The following is an 18,122-nucleotide window of genomic DNA, read 5'->3' on the forward strand; positions in this document are numbered from 1 at the left end:
ACGGCGCCTCCCCGGTCAAGGCCGGCCGGTCGGAGATCCGGATTCAGGGTTCAGGGTTCGATGAGGCCGGCGCGGATGGCGTAGCGGGTGAGTTCGAGGCGGTCGCGCATGCCGAGCTTCTGGAGGATGTCGGCCCGGTGGCGGTCGACGGTCTTGACGCTGATGACGAGGGTCTCGGCGATCTCCTTGGCGGAGTTGCCCTCGTCGCCCTGCTTTCCGAGCGCCCCTGACCCGTTCCGGTCGCGTGGCCGCGGCCGTGGCTCCGCGACCGGAACGGTGCCGGTCAGGCGGAGTAGGTGCAGATCAAGGCGCCGCCCACGCCCTGGCCCACCCTCGTGCCTTATCGCAGCGCGAAGATACCTGCACGGGTGCGCACATAGACCGTTCCGTCTGCGGGCAGGACGGCAAGGCTCTCCTCCTCGTAGTCCTCCCCGTAGTGCTCCGCGCCGAGCTCGTATTGACTGCCGACGATCTTCTCGTCGATGTCCAGCGACCAGGCGAGCTCGCCGGTAGCCGCATGATAGGTGGCTACCGTGCCGTTTCGCATCGCGACGTAGAGCAGCCCACCGGAAAGCACAGGCGACCCCACAGGAGATCCGGGCAAACGAGCAGTCCATGCCGGCCGGGCAGTCGCGATGTCCACGGCATACAACATGACGTCACCAGCCGGCTGTTCCTGAACTTCGGGATCACCGCCCTGCAGTGCGGTGAAGAAGACAGAACCGTCGGCAACGGCGACCGCCCCGTACACCTCCGACCACAGGCCAGGGTCGAGCTGGAACAACCACCGGCGTTGACCCGTCGCCGGGTCAAGGCCGACCACTTCGGCGCTGATGTATGGCGCTGGGTGGAAGCCGTCGTCATGGTGTTCTCGACGGACCGGCATCCAGACCAGGCCTTCGGCCACCACAGGGTGCGCTTGGCCGAACAACACCCAATCGCTCGGGCCCTCATCGTCGAAGTCGTCTTCCTCTGGAGAAAGAACTTCGGTCTCTACCGGGCACCGTCCGCCCTGGTCGTCACCAACCTGGAAGACTTCGGTTCCAGAGGACACATCGAAGGCCACCACACCGCTGTGCGTGTGATGCCCTTCAAAGCCCAACGCCGCGAACGCCACTCCGGATTCTGAAATGGCCGGGCCCGCCTCGAGTAGACCAGTCCGGGTTTCGTTGTGCCAGCGCAGCGTGAGCCCCGGCAGATCCAGCGCCCGGACGCCATCACTCACGTCGGTGAGCAGCAGGATGTCGCCGACAATCGTGCAGCACCCGGCACCACCCTCAAGGCGATGGAGCAACTCTCCGGTCGACCGATCGTGCACGAAGACGCAGCCCTCATACTCTTGATCCGGGAGGAACAGCAGATCACCCCAGACTGCGAGCGCCGTAGTGATCAATGGGTCGAGTTGATCCCACTCCGCATCGACACCGTCGGACCGCCACTGCGAGGTGCCGTCCGCCGCGTCGAAAGCGTGCACGACACCTCGGACATCGACGGCGTAGAGCATGTCATCAACGAGCACCGGCGTGGACAGGACCGCAGCCCCGGTGTCGGCGCGCCACGCCACAGAAGGCCGTCTGGTCACCCCGCCGGTTCGGTAGACACCGCTGCGTCCTGGATCTCCGAATCCAGACACCACGTCTGAGACCATCGCCTCTTCTCACCTCTCCGTTCGCGGAGCCGACTGCATCTCACCCGGCTTCTCTCGTTCACCAGACAAACGATCTCCCGATTCTTGCAGAACCCGATGCTCACCAGGGTCGGGCCGCATGACAGGCCCTCCTCACCTCATCAATGTCGAACTTTCTGCGCCGCATCCGGGTTCAGGGTTCGATGAGGCCGGCGCGGATGGCGTAGCGGGTGAGTTCGAGGCGGTCGCGCATGCCGAGCTTCTGGAGGATGTTGGCCCGGTGGCGGTCGACGGTCTTGACGCTGATGACGAGGGTCTCGGCGATCTCCTTGGCGGAGTTGCCCTCGGCGATGAGTTTGACGATCTCCTCTTCGCGGGGGGTGAGGATGCTGTCGGGGACGCGTTCGCCGCGGGCCTCGCGCTGGAGGTAGTCGCGGATGAGGGCGGTGACCGCGCCGGGGTAGAGGAACGGCTCGCCGCGCATGGCGGCCCGGCACGCCTCCAGCAGGTCCTGGTCGGCGACCGATTTCAGGACGTATCCCGAGGCGCCCGCCTTGAGGGACTCGAAGAAGTACTGCTCGTTGTCGTACATCGACAGGATGAGGATGCGCACCTCCGGCGCGCGCCGGGAGATCTCCCTGGCCGCCTGGATGCCGGTCATCCGGGGCATCGCCACGTCGAGCACGGCCAGGTCGATCCCGCCCGACGCCACCGCCTCGACCGCCTCGGCGCCGTCGGACGCCTCGGCCACCACGACGAGGTCGGGCTCAGCGTCGAGGATGAGCCGCAGGCCCCGGCGCACCAAGGCGTGGTCGTCGGCCAGCAGGATCCGGGTCTTAGAGGTGTTCATCGAGCCTCCGCTCTGCCGTACCGGGAATGACGAGGCGCACGTCGGTGCCCCCGCCCGGGGGTGAGTCCACGGTGAGCCTGGCGCCGATCAGCAGGGCCCGCTCGCGCATGCCGCGGATGCCGGCGCCGTCCGGTTTGACCCCGCCGCGGCCGTTGTCCTTGATGCGCAGGGTGAGTGCGCCTCCCGTCCTGGTCAGCGACAGCTCCACGGTGTCGGCCTGCGCATGCCGGGCGACATTGGTGAGGCCCTCTTGGGCGATCCGGTAGACGACGAGCTCGGTCTCCGAGCTCAGCTCGGGCAGCGCGTGGTCCACCCGCTTGACCACCGGAACCCCGCTCATCTGCGAGAAGTCGCTGCTCAGCGCGCTGAGGGCGCTCTGCAGCCCGAGGTCTTCCAAGACTCCCGGACGCAGCCGGCGTGCGACCTGCCGTACCTCGTCCAGGCTGGTCCGCACCGTCTCCTGCACGGCCCGCAGCTCCTCGGCGAGGTCGGCGGGGGCGCGGTCGACCGTGCGTTTGAGGCCGAGCAGCACCACGGTCAGGCTCTGCCCGATCTCGTCGTGCAATTCGCGCGCGATGCGCTGCCGCTCGGCCTCCTGGGCGGCGAGCGCGTGAGCGCTGTCCGAACTGCGTTCGGCCTCCAGCCGGTCGAGCATGGCGTTGAAGGTCTCGATCACCTGGGTGAGGTCCCCGTTGCCGCGGTCGAGGACGCGGTCGTCCATGTCCAGCAGGTCGACCCGCTGCATCAGCGCGGTGAGGGCCGCCAGCGGGGCGAGACTCGCACGCAGCACCAGCGCGTTGACGGCCAGGATCACCGCCAGTCCCACGGTCAGCACGGGCACCTCGGCCAGCAGGACCGGCGAGGAGACGGTGGCGGGCGACACGGCGAGCACCAGGGTGCCCAGGGTGAACACCAGCCCGTTCATCATGAACAGCCGCCGGTACAGCCGCTGGGCCGGCGTTCCGGGGCCGGGCATGCCGAAGCGCCGCCTCAGGTGTCCTGAAATGCGCTCGCTCATAGGTCGAGCTTTGCCACCGGCGGGGCGTTCTGTCCATCCGCATCGCCACCCATCCCCGCAAGCCTTCTGCATATCGGACCCCACCGGAAATGGGTGTCACGCCCGATACCGATCGACACATGAATCCTTGAATACTCAAACAAAGCGGTGAGTCCCTCAAGAAACCGGAGGTCAGAGCCGTGATCACGACAATCCTGCCCCACGCACTGCGCGGCCCGGCAACCGCCCACGCCACGCCCATGCCGTACGGCGGAGCCACCCCCGCGGGCTCCCCGCGGCACACGGGAGGTGCGCCGTGACCGCGCCCACGACCACCACTCACCCCTTCCCTCGGGATGGTGCCATGCAAGCACGTGACATCGCCGTCAACCTCCCCACGGTGACCGCCGACGACCCCGTGACCAAAGCGGTACGGGTCATGGCGGTCGGCCGCCTCCCCGGACTGATCGTCGTCGACGACGCCGGGCGCCCCCGCACGGTGCTCCCCGGCACCCAGGTGCTGCGCCTGGCGATCCCCGAGTCCTACCAGGCCGACCCCGCCCTGTGCCGCGCCGTCGACGAGAGCCACGCCGACCTGTTCTGGCAGGAACTCGGCAACCTCACCGTCGGCGACTGCCTGCCCAGCCAGCCCGCCAGGCCCGTGCTGGTGCAGCCGGACGCGAACCTCCTGGAGGTGGCCGCGCTCATGGCGCGGCTGCGCAGCCCGCTGGTCGCCGTGATCGACCGCGACGGCACCCTCATCGGCGCGATCACGCTGGCCAGACTGCTGACCAGCCTCGCCGTGGTCGGCCCCGGCGACTGAGCCCCCGCGCCGCTGCCCCGCGCCGGGCGTGTGCCGCTGACCACCGTCCCGTTCCATTCCCGACGCCGCAGTGCGCACAACGCTCGGAGGTAGTCCCATGCATGCCGCAACCCGATTGACCATACGCTGCGACCTGGCCAAAGGCCGTATCCGCACGGGTCCGCCGGGGCGCGGCCGATGAGCGCTGCCCTCGCCCTCGCCATCTTCGTGGCGGCCTACTTCTTCATCGCCACGGAGAAGGTCAACAAGGTCAAGGTGACCCTGGTCGCCGCGGGCGCCATGGCGGTGTTCGCGCTGATCCCCGGCTCGGACGTCTTCTTCTCCGAGCACGAGGGCATCGACTGGAACGTCATCTTCCTGCTGCTCGGCATGATGATCATCGTCGGGATCATCAAGCAGACCGGACTGTTCGACTACCTGGCCATCTGGGCCGCCAAGAAGTCCAAAGGCCGACCATATCGGCTCATGGTCATGCTGATGGCCATCACCGCCGTCGCCTCACCGTTCCTCGACAACGTCACCACCATCATGCTGGTGGTGCCCGTGACGGTGGTCATCTGCGACCGGCTGAACATCCCCGCCCAGCCGTACATCATCGCCGAGATCCTCGCCTCCAACATCGGCGGCGCCGCCACCCTCATCGGAGACCCGCCCAACATCATCATCGGCAGCCGGGCGGGCCTCAGCTTCAACGACTTCCTCATCCACATGGCGCCCATCGTGGTCGTCGTGTTCGCCCTGTTCGTGGTCTTCACCAGGGTGCTGTTCCGCAAATCCTTCGAATACCACCCCGAGCGCGTCGCCGCCGTCATGGCCCTCAACGAACGCCGGGCCATCACCGACCCCGCGCTCCTGCGGCGCTGCCTCATCGTGCTCGGCCTCGTCGTCGTCGCCTTCTCCCTGCACACGGTCCTCCACATCGAGCCGTCCATCGTCGCCCTCGTCGGCGCGGGCGTCATGATGCTGGTCTCCCGCGCCAACACCTCCGACGTCCTCGAAGAGGTCGAGTGGCCGACCCTGGTGTTCTTCATGGCGCTGTTCGTCATGGTCGCCGGGCTGATGCACACAGGCGTCATCGCCGCCATCGGCACCTGGGCGATCGACACCTTCGGCAACGACTACTTCAGCGCCGCCACCGCGCTCCTGTTCGGCTCCGGCGTCCTCGGCGCGTTCTTCGACAACATCCCCTACGTCGCCACCATGGCGCCCATCGTCGAAGGACTCGTCGCCCAGGCCCCCGACCCCGCGACCGGCCAGGCCCTGTGGTGGGCCTTCGCCCTCGGCGCCGACTTCGGCGGCAACGGCACCGCCGTCGCCGCCAGCGCCAACGTCGTCGCCATCGGCATCGCCGCGCGCTCCGGGCACCGGGTCAGCTTCTGGCAGTTCACCAAGTACGGCATCGTCGTCACCGTGCTCAGCATGATCCTCGCCTGGATCTACGTATGGCTGCGCTACTTCATGTGATCCGCCCTATCCCCTGAACCGATCTTCCGGGGCGCACGTCTCATCCACGTGAAACGCCTTCATGTGATCGGCATCGTCTCCACCTGCTCCAAGCGGACCTCACCCCCGCCCTCCGCGACCACGTCGTACGGCTCGCGCCCCCAGCCAGCAAAGGCCGCGGCGGGAACGGGGGTTGAGGAACATCGGAACGATCCGCGTACCGCCGCTCCGCGCCGGGCGGCGGCCTTCGCGGCGCGGTAGCCGGCTTCGCCGTCGCCATACCGGCGCACGGTGCCCTCGTCCCGGTCGACCTCGAGGATCGTGGTGGCGATGCACTCCAGGAAACATCCGGCTACCCGCGATCTACTTTGCGGCTGGTGTCTGAGCTAGGACACCGAGACCCATGCGCTGGTTTGCCTGCGGAGGAACGGTTGTGCGACCCTCTTACGTCGTCTCTCTGAAAGGGCTGGTCGTGACGCTCGGCATGGTTCTCGGCGATTTCTCCTCTCGCGCTTCGACGCGGGAGCGGTAGCCCTACCTGCCCTGACATGCGCGCCCGTGCTGCAGCACGGGCCGTTTGCGGCCGTTTGCCCTGCTCCTCGTTGAAGCGCTCTTCGTGCCCCTGCACGTTCGATCACGAGGAGTACATGGTGTCCACCATCCACTGGACCGAGACAGGCATCCTCCGTTCCGCTCACTGGCATTCCGAGAGTGCGACCCCGCCTCCCAGCCGGGTCATCGACGCGGACGACCGTATGAAAGCCGACACTGCTTTCCGTCTGGCCTGCGAAGGCACCGCCTTGCTGTGGCGAGGCGACTTCTACAACGCACGTCAGCTACTGCATGCGATGAGCCGCCGCATCGACCGGAAACCTTCCCGGCAAGGCGGCAGCCCGGCAGAGTCCTTCCACCTGCACCGCCGGGCCCGCAGCCACCGCGCCCACGTGCTGGGCAGGCTCCTCGTTCTACTGGAAGACGACCACTGCCTGAACCTGCGCAGAGCCCCCGATGTGCGTCAAGCATGCGCTGAGGCGTACGGTCCGCCGTCCGAGCCGATGGCCGTCTCGCTCACAGAACTGCTGGGCGTGATCGGAGCGCATCAGTGGCGCATCAAGGGCGTGGAGGTACCGGCTCTCGAAGCTCGTATTCACCCGCACTACGGCGTGTTCTCCCCAGTCAGGGGCGAATACGTCGACCTCATTGCACATGCACCGCTTCCCACTCCGGCGGACCATCGCGCGGGTCGCCGCACCGCGTTTGACCTCGGGACGGGGACGGGAGTGCTCGCAGCCGTCCTGGCTCACCGGGGGATCGACCACATCGTGGCCACAGACATCAGCCCGCGTGCCTTGTACTGCGCACGCGAGAACGTCCGCCGACTGCACTTCACCGGGCGCATCGACGTCGTGGGCCCCGGCCACTTTCCCGACGGGCGCGCAGACCTCGTCGTCTGCAACCCGCCCTGGATTCCGGCCCGGCCCACCTCCGCCGTGGAGCAAGGCGTCTACGATCCGGGCAGCAGCATGCTCCGCAACTTCCTGGACGGACTCTCCACGCATCTTGAACCCGGAGGTGAAGGATGGCTCATCCTGTCGGACTTGGCCGAGCACCTCGGACTCAGGACGCGGAGTGAACTGCTGGCCGGTATTAAGGCAGCCGGCCTGCACGTGGTGGACAAAATCGACACCAGGCCGCGGCATCCACGAGCGAGGGACAGCGCTGATTTCCTCCACGCCGCCCGCGCTGCGGAAGTCACATCGCTTTGGCGGGTCGGCGCGGGGTGAAGCGCCGCCCGGTGGGGCGCGGGTCGGCCAGCCGGTCGGCCCTGAAGGTGCGCCAGTCAGACCGGTCCGGGTCGTAGGCCACCAGATACCAGAGACCATGCGACACCACCAGGCCGTAGGGCTCGACCCTGCGGGACGTGGCGGCGCCCGCCCGGCCGCGCAGCCGGGAGGGGAGTACCTGCCGGAGCTTGGCCAAAGCCCGCACCGACGCCTCGGCGACGTCGGCCACCGTGCCGTCCGCCGCCGTGGCCAGACCGGCCGCGACGGCCACGGCCTCGTCGTCCGACAGCAGCAGCGGAGGCAGGTCACGCCCCGAGGCCAGCCGGTATCCCCCCGCGGTGCCCGTCGTCCCGTCCACCCGATAGCCCAGCTCGCGCAGCCGTTCGACGTCACGGCGGACGGTTCGGCCGCTCACGCCGAGCCGTTCGGCCAACTCACCCCCACCCCACTCGCGCCCCGTCTGCAGGAGCGACAGCAGGCGGAGAATCCGCGCCGGCAGGTCTCTGCTCACACCCTCACGGTGCCAGACGTTGAGGACGTTTGCTGTCCTCAAAGGCCCCGATCCGGGAGAGTCTCTGCACAAGGCAACCGCCCCGACCGCTCAGACGTCAGTGATCAGGCGGGTCGGCGATTTCGATGATGTGGAGCGGTTCGTCGAAGGCACGCGCAGCCTGGGTCCACTGGGAGCCGTCGAGGGTGAGAATCGGGCAGACCGATGTGTCCGCGAGCGCGGCCACGTGGGCGTCGCCCCAGTCGAGGCCGGTCTGATTGAGCGCCGATGCCAGGACGACGCCGTGCTCGGCTTCACGTAGCCCGGCGACCGTGATCTGGTCCATGGTCGTGATGCCGAGGAGCAGGTCGGCGGAGTCCTTGGAGCCGTAGTCGCGTGACGCGGCGGCGATGGCCACGGCGGAGATGACCATGGGCTGGCCCTGCTCGTCCCAGCGGGCGATCATCTCCATCAGATTGAGGTCGCCGCGTCCCAGCTCGGTCAGGATGCCGGTGTCGAGGATGAGTGGGGGCAGGGTCACTGAGCGTCCTCGTCGGCCTGAGGGCGGCGGTCGGCGAGCTGCCTGGCGACGTGCGCCATGCGACGCTCCACCAGCGCGGTGTCGGCCTCGGTGTGCGCCCGCTGGACCTGGTTGTGCAGGAGAGCTCGTCGGCGTCGGTCTTCAAGCACCTTGGCGGCGAGGGCGTCGTTGACATAGGCGGAGAAGGAGCGGGTGTCGGCGGCGTGGGACTTGGCGTACTCCACGAGCTCGGGGTCAAGGGTGACGGTGATGGTCTCTTTTGCTGCCATGCCCGCAATCCTAATACTGCAATAAGATCATTTACGCCCGGCGTGCCGCCGCGCACGAAACGAGGTTGAGGATCCCAGTGCATCGTGAAGGTGCGCCATCTCGGCGGCGCCCTCGCCAAGCCCTCAGACGCCCTGGTCGGCCACCGGTCGGCGGCCTTCGCGCTGCAGGTGCTGTCCGGCCTGGACAGGGACAACGGGGACGCGGTCGGCGAGACCCACCGGCGGGTGCTGGACACCCAGCGGAGCAGGGGGACGTTCCTCAACAACCACTACGGCCCCGCCACCGCGGAGCAGGTGCGCGCGGCCTACGAACCGGAGGTGTACCGCCGCCTCACCGAGCTCAAGCGGCGCTACGACCCCGCCAACATGTTCAGGTTCAACCACAAAATCCCCCCGGCGGGATAAGCCTCCGGACGCGGGAGACGGCGTTCGTGCGGGCGCGGTGCGCCCGCACGAACGCGTCGGCATGCATACCCGGGCAACCGCCCCGGCCCGCCCGGGTCACTACGTGTGCAGGATCGGGGCGGACTCCGCCCCCGTCCTCAGATCAGCGGTCGGCGAGGTGGAAGGGGAACGCCGACGCGTCCCCCGCCCTCGCCCGCTCAAGCGCCTGCCGCATCGACTCGGCGTCGTTCAGGTGCGGGAACGGCTCCTCGGCGGGCACGTCCACGCCGAGGAAGGCGCACAGCGGCTCCCACCCCTCGCGGACGTCGAACACCAGCAGCCGCTCGGCCGGAATGCTGTCCCGGACCGTCGCCACGTGCCGGTGGAATGCCGCCACGGCCAGTTCCGCGTCCTTCATGTCCTCGCCGAAATGCCATTCCGGACCGAAGTAGGTCTGACCGATCGTGTTCAGGGACGGCCGGAGCCGGTCCATCGAGGAGAACGCCTGCCTGATCGGCTCGGGCAGCCCCTCCGGGGAGTCCGAGTGGTTCGTGGCGGACACCAGCATCCGCATGCTCCGATACCACGCCTGCGGGTCGCGTACGGTGAGCACGACCTTGGCCTCGGGGTAGACCTCGGCCAGCTCGCGCCAGTAGTGGCTGGCGGGCCAGTCCTGCGTGGCCTGGTAGCCGCCCGTCCACACGCGATCCCAGTCTTCGCGCGTTGCGATCTTTCCGGCGGCCACGTCCAGCCACCGGTCGACGTGGTCGGGGTGGGTCAGCACTTCGATCATGTGATAGCAGGGGGAGAACCCCAGCCGCTCCAGTGCCGCTTTCATCGAGGTGGTGCCTGTGCGCGGGAATCCCGCGCCGATCACTTTAACCATGGCGAGCACCCTTACCGTCGGATGACGTGTCGTGATCCAGGATAAAAGAACTGCGGCCGGGTCTATTTTCCGACATTTCAAGCCGGAAATACCTGCTGGCGTCCCGAATTCGGCAGCCCAGAAGGAGAAGACGCCCCGTCGCGGCCTGCCGGCAAGGAGCCGGCGCGGGTGCGGACCACACTGCCGGACGAGGACGTTCACCTGTGTCCGATCTCACCATGTATCGGTCCTGCGGCTCAGCCGGGGTATCGAGGCGCTCGACCAGGTGCGACAATCCGCCATTCGATTCATATGGTGTGCGCGGCCTCTCGCCGGAGGCCGCGCACACCATATGAGGCGACATGCGCCGGGCTGGTGGTCGATTCGATCGCCGGCGCTGCTGTAGAGGCGAATGAAGAACGCTTCGCCGTCCAGCATGCGGTCATTGGCATAAGCAATGCGGGATTCCGCCTTGTCCAACGCCGAGATTTCGCGCCGAGCGGCTAGCCGTTGCTTTTCAGCAAAGCGCAGTGGCGACATATGCGCCCTTATGGTTATCGGATGGTCTTGGTCGACGGCCGGGGAAGTCGCGGAGGAGTCGGCGGTGCCCGCGCGGAGCGCCGCCGCCGCCGAGTCATTCCAGGTGGGAGCGCTTCCTGAATCAACGTTGAGGCGGAAATCCCGAGGACGATCTCACCAAATGTGCTCGTTTAGCAGCCGACCCTGCCCGGGTAGCCCCCTTCGGCAGGTGACCCTGAGCAAGCGGGAACGCGCCAAGGGCGGGCAGGCGCCGTACGGCAGGCGGCAATCCACAACGCTGAAACACAGGAGGCGCCGGGGCGATGCCGCCGATCGCGCCGGGGATGAGGATCCCAGCCAAGGTGGGAAAAAACAGACCTTGCCGAAGCCCCCGACTTCTGCGGAAATCAGGCGTATCCCTCCGAGGCCCCGACCCGGATGACTACACACGGAATAACGACATTTCACGACCCCCCGCCGGAGCGTCGTCACCGCGGGGATGCGATTCATCGCCTTCCCGCACGGCACGACTTTGAGCAACCGGGCGACTACGCAAAGCGGCGTCCGGGTATGTGCGTGGCGTCCACGCCGACCGCGACCGGTCGGCCCCGCCGCGCGAGAAAGGCCTCACGACGTGACCCGACGCAGGACGACCACCGCGCTCGCCGCCGCCCTCTCCTCGGCGGCGCTCGGCGCAGCCGTACACGCCGCGCCCGCCCGGGCCGCCGCCGGTGCGCTGCCCGGGTATACCTGCGTCACCGCCCTGCCGGTCTCGCTGATCGGCAGGGCTCTGGTGGTGGGCCTGGGCTGCCAGGCCAAGAACGGCGCCAGGACCTCCACGGGCATCCAGAACGGCCCACTGGAGGTCTACCGGATGCTCGGGATCGAACGCTGGCGCTGCTCGTCGGCGGTGGTCCAGGCGAGCGCCGGACACGGCCTGCAGATCGTGAGCCTCAACTGCGCACCCGCCTGACCCCGCCGACGTGCCCGCGGCGCGGCGTCAGCGCCAGCCGTCCGGGTCGACGCCGCCCGGGACCGGCGCGCCCGGGTCGTAAGGACGGCGCGTGAAGACGAACGTGTTGACGTCGAGGTGGGTGACGCCGTCCCCGCCCTTGACGACACGCAGGGTTTCACCCGCGTAGTAGCCGTCGAGGCCGAGCCAGGTGTCCGGCCCGTCGGGCACGAAGCGCGACGCGCGGCCGACCCCGCCGATGGGCGTCAGCGACAGCGCGCGGTCCGGCAGCACCCGCATCACGTAGGCGGTCGGCCCCCAGTACCACGGGCCCGTCAGCGCGAGCAGGTCCGGATCGGCAGGGACGGGCCTCCAGGGCTCGGGAAGCCTCGGCTCGTGCTCGTCCATGACGGCCAGCATGTCCGTCGGCAGGGAGCGTCCCACGCCCGCCGTGGTGTTGGCCAGGAACAGCACCCCGGTGGCGTCCGAGGAGTCCACCCACACCGTCGCCAGGAACCCCGGCATCGACCCGGTGTGGCCGGCCAGCCGCCTGCCGCGCACCCGGGCCAGCTGCAGGCCCAGGCCGTACCCCGACGTCCAGGCGTCGCCGTCCTCCACCACGATCGGCTCGCGCATCTCGGCGAGCGTCGCCCGCGCCAGCACGCCGCCGGTGTCCCCGGCGAGGAACGCGGCGAACTTCGCCAGGTCGGCCGAGGTCGACCACATCTGCCCTGCGGGCGCCATCGCCGCCGCGTCGTGCTCGGGCTCGGGCAGCAGCACGTCGGCCCACGGGTGTACGGCGTAGCCGGTCGCGTGCGGCGGCCTCGGCCTCGTCGTGGTGTCGGACATGCCGAGCGGCGCCAGCAGTTCGGCATGCAGCGCCCGCTCCCACGGCATGCCGCGGTGGCGGGCGACGAGTTCGCCGAGCAGCCCGAACCCCAGGTTGGAGTAGTGGAAGCGGCGGCCGGGGCGGTGCCGCACGGTGTCGTCGCCGAGGCCGGCCAGCAGCGCCTCGGGCGCCACCCCCGGGGTGCGCTCCCACCACTCGGTGGGCGGCTCTGCCGTCAGCCCGCCGCTGTGGGAGAGCAGTTGGCCGACGGTGACCTCGCCGGCCGCCGGGAGCCCGGGAAGATGCTTGGCGATCGGGTCGAGCAGGTCGAGCAGGCCCTCGTCGCGCAGCCGCATCACCACGACCGCCACCAGGCTCTTGGTGATCGACCCGATGCGGTACTGCGTGGCGGGCGTGGGCTCGGCGCCGTCGACGAAGCCGCGCGCGCCCGACCACACGGTGGCCCCGTCTCTGACGACCGCGGCCACCACCGAGGGAATCCGCGCGCGTGCCTGCTCCACCGCCAGCCGCCGCGTCAGCGCCCGCGCCGCGCCCTCCCCGACACCCGTCATGCCCGACCCCTTCGAAATCGATCGTTGCGTCATCGATCGTGCCGTCGCGTAACCGCTTCCAGCGAGACACAGGCTACCCGGCAACGCCCGCGGTGCTCCGGCCTTCAGCCGGAAGGTGAAATCGGCCCTCGTTCCCCGTGGCGACGTGGCGATCGGCCCGGCCGCCCCGCGGGGAGCGCCACGTCACGACGAGTCGTCCCGCCTCGGTGCCCTGACCGCCCGGCGGGCGGCCCGCGCGTTCGCCGCCTGCCCGGCAAGTCATCGCCGGTAAAACCCTGTTGTCACGACACCCGCTTTTTCGGCGGGCGCCCTCCCTTGCGCTCCCACTTGGAAAGGAACTCCTGAACACTTTCCAATGTGAAGACCGGCCCTGTCGCCAACCGCGCCACCGGGGCGGGGAAAAGGCCGTGCTTTTCGGCGAGTTCGCGCGCTCGCTGCCTGGATACGCCGAGAAGTGTGGAGATCTCGATGTATCCGACGAGGCTCGGCGCCAACTCCGAAGCCGTGCCTCCGTCCCGTCCCGCACTGATGCCGAGGAACGGGAGAATGTCGCCGAGCGTTTGGCGCGCGGCGTCCGTGAGCGCCGAGGAGGCTTCGAAGACCGCCCGGTCACGGCTCTCGGCGCGGACTCTGAACGTTATGCTCATCGTGCCGTTCCGATTGTCGTCGGCAATTATTACAGGGCCGGAGAGTGCGGTCGTGATCCGATCGCGGTGCTCCTCGGCGAGGGGTGCTCTGGAAATCAGGGTGACCTCAACCTGCCAGGTCTGCACGATGCTGTCCCTTCGCATTAATCCGGTCCGGACCATTGAACCAACGGCGGACGTACCGCCACGCAAAGAAGCACCCGTCCGTGAGAACAGACGGGCTACTTCAAGTGCGTTTCTTAAGCATGCATGGTGAAGATCAACCTTCGCCACTGAGTCCGCTATAAATGGACATGCACCCAACCGGAGGCGATACCCGCGAAGAGCGCCTCCAGAGGGAGAGAAAGACCCGACATGAGGGTCTTCTCCGGCAGCTCGCCACCTCCGCCCGGAAGGCCGGACCACACCGTCGAATGCCACGATGCTTGCAGTTCTTACCGCGGCTCCAGACCGAGGCCACGATCAGGCGTGCTCACAAGTTCTCCAAGAAGCCGGCCGGGATCGGCGCCGGGAGCCGTCGCCGGACGGACCGGGACGGCTCATGGACGGTCGGTGAGACGGGCCTCAGCACGTGGGGTCGTCGACGCGGTGCGACCGGTGCACGGCCCGCAGCGCCTCCAACCGCGCCTCCAGCTTCGCGGTGTCGGGGTGGCGCAGCCCGCGGTGGACGCCCACAGCCCCCTCCAGGTGACGCGCTTGCGCGTCGTGGTGGCCTCTGACCTCGGCGACGTCGGCGAGCGGGACCAAGGCACGCGCCCGCATCGGCGTGTGCCCGACCGACTCGGCGATCTCCAACGCCCGCACAAGCTCGGCTTCGGCCGCCCGCGCCTTCGGCACCGGGAGCGCGCTGCGGACGGCGGCCATGCAGATGAACACCCATCCCTCACCGGCGCGAGCGCGACCGCGTCACGCTGGACAAGCGGCCCCACCTCAACGTAGAGGGGGTCTTGCCCGATGAGCCCGCCGAGTCCGCAGCCTGGCGGTGGCCACCACCAGGCTGCGGGCCGAAGCCGGCATCAGCGGCAGCACCTGGCGGGGCGACGCCACATCGTCCAGGACGATCAGGAGTCGGCTGCGGGCGGTGAGGGTGCGGTACAGCGCTGCGCGGCCGTCCGAATCCGGCGGGATCTGCTCCGGGGAGGCTCCGAGGGCACGCACGAACCGGTGCATCACCTCGCCGGTGGCCGGGGTGGGGCCGGGAGCCCCGCCGCGCAGGTCCGCATACAGGTGGCCGTCGGCGTACCGGTCGCTGACCTGGTGGGCCCACCGCAGCGCCAGCGACGTTTTTCCCGCGCCTCCGGACGCGGCGTGTACCGGTGGCGGGATGCGAGGTGCGTGTGAAGGGAGGACATACCGGAGTACTCATAGGTGGAGGGGGACGGGTGGCGGAGGCGGCGTCAGACACGGCGGCGGCTGGTTGTCTGCTTGCGTGAGGGCGAGCGGAACAGGCTGTCGTAGTAGTCGGCGAGGTCGGCGAAGACGGCCTGCTCGTAGTCGTCCACGCATGGCATGCGGTGCTCCGGAGGGGAGAACCACCACACGTAGCGGGGGTCGATTCGCAGGACCGGCATCTCGATACGCCCATCGCGGTTGACAGCGGCGTAGGAGTTCTCCCTGACGCGCAATCTGGCGGTGCGTATCTGGGCGCGTTGTCACGCCAAGCCAGTGGCGGGGGCGGGGTCCATGTGGTTGTGAGGGTCACCCTGCGCCTCTGTCGGGCTCGACTGCGACGGCGAGAAGTAGTTCTCTCAGCTCCTCGGGGCTGTCGGCTCGCAATTCCGCCGCCGACTCCCCCTCCGGGGGAGAGGCGATCCAGGTCGCTGCCTCTTGGCCCGGCTTGTGGTCACACCAGATAACCCACCGGGGGAACTCCCCCCTGGAGCACCTCCGACTCGCATGGCCCGCGATATATCGGAGCGCTCTCGTTTGTGTCGCTCACGCGGCTAAAACTACGGAGCGGGAGTGGCCCAGTACAGCCACGTAACCGCCCTATTTCCCGATGCACGGTGGTAGAGGGCGCAATCGACAAGTGGCGGCAGGCGGGCGAACCTGGCCAGAACGAGTTCACGCTGCGCGTTACCCCGCACTCCCAATCCGTACGGCTCACCGTGGCAGACCTCCACAGCGAATGGCATCTACCGAGCCTGGCGGATCAGCTGAGGGTGACGCACTGATGTGGGTTGAATGTCCTTCTTCCGCTATCAGACCGTGGACGTCCTGGCGGCCGATGCCGGGCGACCTCAAAAGCCGGTTCTCTACGATTTGGTGATCCCCGGCTCCGACATCAGTTCATCCACCGAGATCGACGTCATCGCAGCGCCTCGACCGGAATGGATCGCATCGGAGCGATACCGCCGTTACCTCGGATCGCGTTCTCGATGAACGCCCTCGCGAGCAGTCCGGATTCGCGGGTGTGCACCTCCCAGTGCACCGCGTAGCGCGAATAGATGTCGAGCATCACGTGCAAGTCGAGGAATTGGCCCCGGACCGGGCCGCGCAGCCTGGTGATGTCCCAGGACCACACCCGGTTAGGGCGGTCGGCGATGAGCTGCGACTTCTTCTTGGCCTCGTGGCGGGCCAGGGCGCGCCGCTCGCGGACCTGGCCGCGTCTGCGCAGCTCGCGGTACATGGTCGACGGCGAGGCCAGGTAGAGGCCGCGGTCCAGCAGAGCGGCCCGGACCTGGCGTACGGATTTGTCCCTGAACTCCTGGGAGTTGAGGACGGAGACCAAGTGGTCCCGTTCCTCCCGGGAGAGAGCGTTGGGCGGTGCCGTTCTGATCGGCTGCCGGTGTTCGGTCCGGGGTGTGCGGTTCCGGTAGAGGGTGGAGCGGCCGACTCCGTCCGCCAACACCGACCTGTTCTACGGCAGCGCCGGCACCCTTCCTGGCAGCTCCAGGTCAACTGTCGAGCTCCACGGTGACGGTAACCCGGCCCTTGTCATCACGCCGGGCGAGCGCGTGCCCGGCGCGCTCGGCCCCGTCGAGCTCCAGCGTTATCGGACCTCCCGTGTCGAGGAAGTTGCGCCACCAGGCCTTGGCCTCGGGGAAGCGGACGCCGATCGTGACGACGTGGGCCTTACGCCGGAAGGCGACAGGGGTGCTGAAGGTGCGGCCTGACCGTCGCCCGGTGTAGGTGATCAGCGTGAGGCGCCGCCGTACCAGATCTCCGCAGCCTCCCGGAGCCGAGCGCAGTGTGCCCACGCAGGCGTTGAACCGGCCGATTGCCTGCTTCGGGAGTGCTCCTTTGTACCTCATCGCCCCAACCTACCCACAGAGGGCGGCGCCCGCGGCGGCCTTCTCATCCTCACCGGTACGTGGCCCGGCCGGAGGCAGGTTGGCCGAGACTGCCATCACCTTCCTTGCCGGCCCACGCGCAAGCCGCATCACCGGGGCGACCATTCCCGTCGAAGGCGGAAGGACCGTGATCTGAAGAGAGGCGGGACGATCACGAACCGCAATCGTGATCACTCACACGGCTACTTTGGGGCTGGGGACAGCTTCGGGAGCGGAGGGCCGACAACCGGATGTTCATCGTGGAGCAGCGGGTGCCCGCAGAAGAGGTCGGCCCCCTGGATGGCCAGGACTACGGCCGCGTGCCCCGCCGCCACGCCTAACCGATCGCGCCGCCCCCGCGTAGATGTTCGTAGTGGGCTTCCAGATACCACCGATAATGCTCGTCGATCGGCAGTGTGAAATCCGCCGACCACGGCACCGGGCACGCACCGGCATGGTCGAGCTCGGGGCAGGCGAGTCGGCTCAGCTCGTCCAGCAGCTCCTGTACGCCGTCTCCGTACGCGCCGATGCGCAACTCAGTCACGCGCCGGTCGCTGGGATCGGCGCCAGGGTGTTCCTGTCGCCACTGCTCCGGTAGCTCCTCATAAAGCTCGTCGACCGACAGCTCTTCTTCGCTGCCCGGCTCGGCCGGCTGATCGCCCGGGACTGAGGAGAGCGCCCACGCTCTGACTGCGGGCGCTCTCCGGGAGTGCTCATCCAGGAGCGATCTCGCTTTGTCCGCGAGCTCGTTCGTCACCGATTCGGCGGCGTAGACGCCAAGCCGCAGTTCGAATAGGTCCATCGCTCCGGTCATCTTCGCGGGGTTCAGGGGGGGGTGAGGAACATCCATATCAGATCGTGCGCTAGGCCCCTCCCGTTCAGCGCACGCTGACCGTGCGGCAGTGTTTGGCACGGTACCCGTCGCCTACTTTGTCTTCGCGTCTTTCTTGGCAGCGGTGACTGCTGCGGGCTTGGTTTTAGCTCGCCCGTACCCGTCGACGAAGCCGGCGCCGTTGTTGTCCTTGATATGCACTCTGGTGCATTTGACGTGCGCGGAGTAGGTCTTGGCGATCAACATGCTCGCATCTGCCTGCGCGAGGGGGCTTGCCACAGTGGCCGTGATGGCGGCGGCCAAGGCTGAGAAGACTAGGCGGCTAAGCACACCGCTTCTCCTTTCGCGGGTGAACCTGGATCTGGGAAAATTAACCCGTTGCGGAGTTGCCGAGCCGCGAATCCCGCCTTCCCAGGGGTGTCCCTA

The 18,122-nt window shown here is 68.3% G+C and carries 22 protein-coding genes and 1 pseudogene; 5 read left to right on the forward strand and 18 right to left on the reverse strand.

The annotated features are described in order from the left end of the window. Positions 1-50: 50 nt before the first annotated feature. The 4 genes from BLQ73_RS35040 to BLQ73_RS18860 all read right to left on the reverse strand — a co-directional run bounded on the left by BLQ73_RS35040 (position 51) and on the right by BLQ73_RS18860 (position 3,495). Positions 51-458 (reverse strand): response regulator transcription factor, encoded by a 408-nt coding sequence (locus BLQ73_RS35040; protein ID WP_420820022.1) that lies wholly within the window; start codon positions 456-458, stop codon positions 51-53. Next, positions 341-1,564 carry an outer membrane protein assembly factor BamB family protein gene (locus tag BLQ73_RS18850; RefSeq protein ID WP_176955539.1) on the reverse strand — a complete coding sequence of 408 codons (1,224 nt, stop codon included), beginning with the start codon at positions 1,562-1,564 and terminating at the stop codon, positions 341-343. The genes BLQ73_RS35040 and BLQ73_RS18850 overlap by 118 nt, the downstream gene beginning before the upstream one ends. 256 nt (positions 1,565-1,820) lie before the next feature. Further along, positions 1,821-2,477 (reverse strand): response regulator, encoded by a 657-nt coding sequence (locus BLQ73_RS18855; protein WP_093171798.1) that lies wholly within the window; start codon positions 2,475-2,477, stop codon positions 1,821-1,823. Further along, positions 2,464-3,495, reverse strand: coding sequence for a sensor histidine kinase (locus BLQ73_RS18860; RefSeq protein WP_176955540.1), 1,032 nt, complete (start codon positions 3,493-3,495; stop codon positions 2,464-2,466). The genes BLQ73_RS18855 and BLQ73_RS18860 overlap by 14 nt, the downstream gene beginning before the upstream one ends. Before the next feature lie 343 nt (positions 3,496-3,838). Between BLQ73_RS18860 and BLQ73_RS18865 the strand changes: the two genes are divergently transcribed. Both BLQ73_RS18865 and BLQ73_RS18870 read left to right on the forward strand, forming a co-directional pair. After that, complete coding sequence (locus BLQ73_RS18865) at positions 3,839-4,297, forward strand: CBS domain-containing protein (RefSeq protein ID WP_093171800.1); 459 nt, start codon at positions 3,839-3,841, stop codon at positions 4,295-4,297. A 177-nt stretch (positions 4,298-4,474) separates the two neighbouring features. After that, a complete protein-coding gene (locus BLQ73_RS18870) occupies positions 4,475-5,761 on the forward strand; it encodes an ArsB/NhaD family transporter (protein ID WP_093171801.1) in 1,287 nt (428 codons plus the stop codon). Positions 5,762-5,820: 59 nt separating this feature from the next. On the opposite strand, the gene BLQ73_RS18875 is transcribed toward BLQ73_RS18870, so the two are convergent. Continuing rightward, a complete protein-coding gene (locus BLQ73_RS18875; protein WP_093171802.1) occupies positions 5,821-6,030 on the reverse strand; it encodes a hypothetical protein in 210 nt (69 codons plus the stop codon). Between the two features lie 357 nt (positions 6,031-6,387). Between BLQ73_RS18875 and BLQ73_RS18880 the strand changes: the two genes are divergently transcribed. Next, entirely contained in the window at positions 6,388-7,524 is a 1,137-nt protein-coding gene (locus tag BLQ73_RS18880; RefSeq protein ID WP_245691185.1) for a methyltransferase, read from the forward strand. Here BLQ73_RS18880 and BLQ73_RS18885 read toward each other — a convergent pair. The 3 genes and pseudogenes from BLQ73_RS18885 to BLQ73_RS32535 all read right to left on the reverse strand — a co-directional run. Continuing rightward, a pseudogene (locus BLQ73_RS18885) lies at positions 7,508-8,035 on the reverse strand (helix-turn-helix transcriptional regulator); the annotation flags it as partial. The gene BLQ73_RS18880 and the pseudogene BLQ73_RS18885 overlap by 17 nt on opposite strands. A 97-nt stretch (positions 8,036-8,132) precedes the next feature. Further along, entirely contained in the window at positions 8,133-8,555 is a 423-nt protein-coding gene (locus tag BLQ73_RS18890) for a hypothetical protein (protein ID WP_093171804.1), read from the reverse strand. After that, positions 8,552-8,824 (reverse strand): hypothetical protein, encoded by a 273-nt coding sequence (locus BLQ73_RS32535; RefSeq protein ID WP_093171805.1) that lies wholly within the window; start codon positions 8,822-8,824, stop codon positions 8,552-8,554. The genes BLQ73_RS18890 and BLQ73_RS32535 overlap by 4 nt, the downstream gene beginning before the upstream one ends. A gap of 84 nt (positions 8,825-8,908) precedes the next feature. On the opposite strand from BLQ73_RS32535, the gene BLQ73_RS18900 reads away from it, so the two are divergent. Continuing rightward, entirely contained in the window at positions 8,909-9,229 is a 321-nt protein-coding gene (locus tag BLQ73_RS18900; protein ID WP_176955541.1) for a BBE domain-containing protein, read from the forward strand. Between the two features lie 142 nt (positions 9,230-9,371). Here BLQ73_RS18900 and BLQ73_RS18905 read toward each other — a convergent pair whose 3' ends face one another. Beyond that, positions 9,372-10,094 carry a sulfotransferase family protein gene (locus tag BLQ73_RS18905; RefSeq protein WP_093171891.1) on the reverse strand — a complete coding sequence of 241 codons (723 nt, stop codon included), beginning with the start codon at positions 10,092-10,094 and terminating at the stop codon, positions 9,372-9,374. A 1,132-nt stretch (positions 10,095-11,226) separates the two neighbouring features. On the opposite strand from BLQ73_RS18905, the gene BLQ73_RS18910 reads away from it, so the two are divergent. After that, positions 11,227-11,565, forward strand: coding sequence for a hypothetical protein (locus tag BLQ73_RS18910; RefSeq protein WP_093171807.1), 339 nt, complete (start codon positions 11,227-11,229; stop codon positions 11,563-11,565). A 27-nt stretch (positions 11,566-11,592) separates the two neighbouring features. Here the strand turns inward: BLQ73_RS18910 and BLQ73_RS18915 are convergent, their stop codons facing one another. From BLQ73_RS18915 to BLQ73_RS18955, 9 genes are all read right to left on the reverse strand, one after another. Further along, the gene (locus BLQ73_RS18915) at positions 11,593-12,945 is read right to left on the reverse strand and encodes a serine hydrolase domain-containing protein (RefSeq protein WP_093171808.1); all 1,353 of its coding nucleotides are present in this window, start codon (positions 12,943-12,945) and stop codon (positions 11,593-11,595) included. A 281-nt stretch (positions 12,946-13,226) separates the two neighbouring features. Beyond that, entirely contained in the window at positions 13,227-13,718 is a 492-nt protein-coding gene (locus BLQ73_RS18920; RefSeq protein WP_143020327.1) for a hypothetical protein, read from the reverse strand. Positions 13,719-14,156: 438 nt separating this feature from the next. Continuing rightward, on the reverse strand, positions 14,157-14,468 hold the full coding sequence (locus BLQ73_RS18925; RefSeq protein ID WP_093171810.1) for a hypothetical protein: 312 nt from the start codon (positions 14,466-14,468) through the stop codon (positions 14,157-14,159). 54 nt (positions 14,469-14,522) lie between these two features. Further along, a complete protein-coding gene (locus BLQ73_RS18930) occupies positions 14,523-14,750 on the reverse strand; it encodes a hypothetical protein (RefSeq protein WP_143020329.1) in 228 nt (75 codons plus the stop codon). 239 nt (positions 14,751-14,989) lie between these two features. Further along, positions 14,990-15,217 carry a hypothetical protein gene (locus BLQ73_RS18935; protein ID WP_093171812.1) on the reverse strand — a complete coding sequence of 76 codons (228 nt, stop codon included), beginning with the start codon at positions 15,215-15,217 and terminating at the stop codon, positions 14,990-14,992. 683 nt (positions 15,218-15,900) lie between these two features. Next, positions 15,901-16,443, reverse strand: a complete 543-nt coding sequence (locus BLQ73_RS18940; protein WP_093171813.1) for a DDE-type integrase/transposase/recombinase — start codon at positions 16,441-16,443, stop codon at positions 15,901-15,903. Between the two features lie 46 nt (positions 16,444-16,489). After that, positions 16,490-16,846, reverse strand: a complete 357-nt coding sequence (locus BLQ73_RS18945; RefSeq protein WP_093171814.1) for a hypothetical protein — start codon at positions 16,844-16,846, stop codon at positions 16,490-16,492. A 355-nt stretch (positions 16,847-17,201) separates the two neighbouring features. Beyond that, the gene (locus BLQ73_RS18950; RefSeq protein ID WP_176955542.1) at positions 17,202-17,666 is read right to left on the reverse strand and encodes a hypothetical protein; all 465 of its coding nucleotides are present in this window, start codon (positions 17,664-17,666) and stop codon (positions 17,202-17,204) included. A 123-nt stretch (positions 17,667-17,789) separates the two neighbouring features. Next, positions 17,790-17,999, reverse strand: coding sequence for a hypothetical protein (locus tag BLQ73_RS18955; protein ID WP_218125924.1), 210 nt, complete (start codon positions 17,997-17,999; stop codon positions 17,790-17,792). Positions 18,000-18,122: the final 123 nt, after the last annotated feature.

The sequence above is a fragment of the Sinosporangium album genome, from assembly GCF_900100605.1.
Lineage (GTDB): Bacteria > Actinomycetota > Actinomycetes > Streptosporangiales > Streptosporangiaceae > Sinosporangium > Sinosporangium album.

Coding starts and splice junctions, on each gene's coding strand:
- BLQ73_RS18870 (WP_093171801.1), top strand. CDS start 4,475: ATGAGCGCTGCCCTCGCCCTCGCCATCTTCGTGGCGGCCTACTTCTTC.
- BLQ73_RS18880 (WP_245691185.1), top strand. CDS start 6,388: ATGGTGTCCACCATCCACTGGACCGAGACAGGCATCCTCCGTTCCGCT.
- BLQ73_RS18950 (WP_176955542.1), bottom strand. CDS start 17,666: ATGGACCTATTCGAACTGCGGCTTGGCGTCTACGCCGCCGAATCGGTG.
- BLQ73_RS18945 (WP_093171814.1), bottom strand. CDS start 16,846: ATGAGGTACAAAGGAGCACTCCCGAAGCAGGCAATCGGCCGGTTCAAC.
- BLQ73_RS18860 (WP_176955540.1), bottom strand. CDS start 3,495: ATGAGCGAGCGCATTTCAGGACACCTGAGGCGGCGCTTCGGCATGCCC.
- BLQ73_RS18865 (WP_093171800.1), top strand. CDS start 3,839: ATGCAAGCACGTGACATCGCCGTCAACCTCCCCACGGTGACCGCCGAC.
- BLQ73_RS18915 (WP_093171808.1), bottom strand. CDS start 12,945: ATGACGGGTGTCGGGGAGGGCGCGGCGCGGGCGCTGACGCGGCGGCTG.
- BLQ73_RS18905 (WP_093171891.1), bottom strand. CDS start 10,094: ATGGTTAAAGTGATCGGCGCGGGATTCCCGCGCACAGGCACCACCTCG.
- BLQ73_RS32535 (WP_093171805.1), bottom strand. CDS start 8,824: ATGGCAGCAAAAGAGACCATCACCGTCACCCTTGACCCCGAGCTCGTG.
- BLQ73_RS18855 (WP_093171798.1), bottom strand. CDS start 2,477: ATGAACACCTCTAAGACCCGGATCCTGCTGGCCGACGACCACGCCTTG.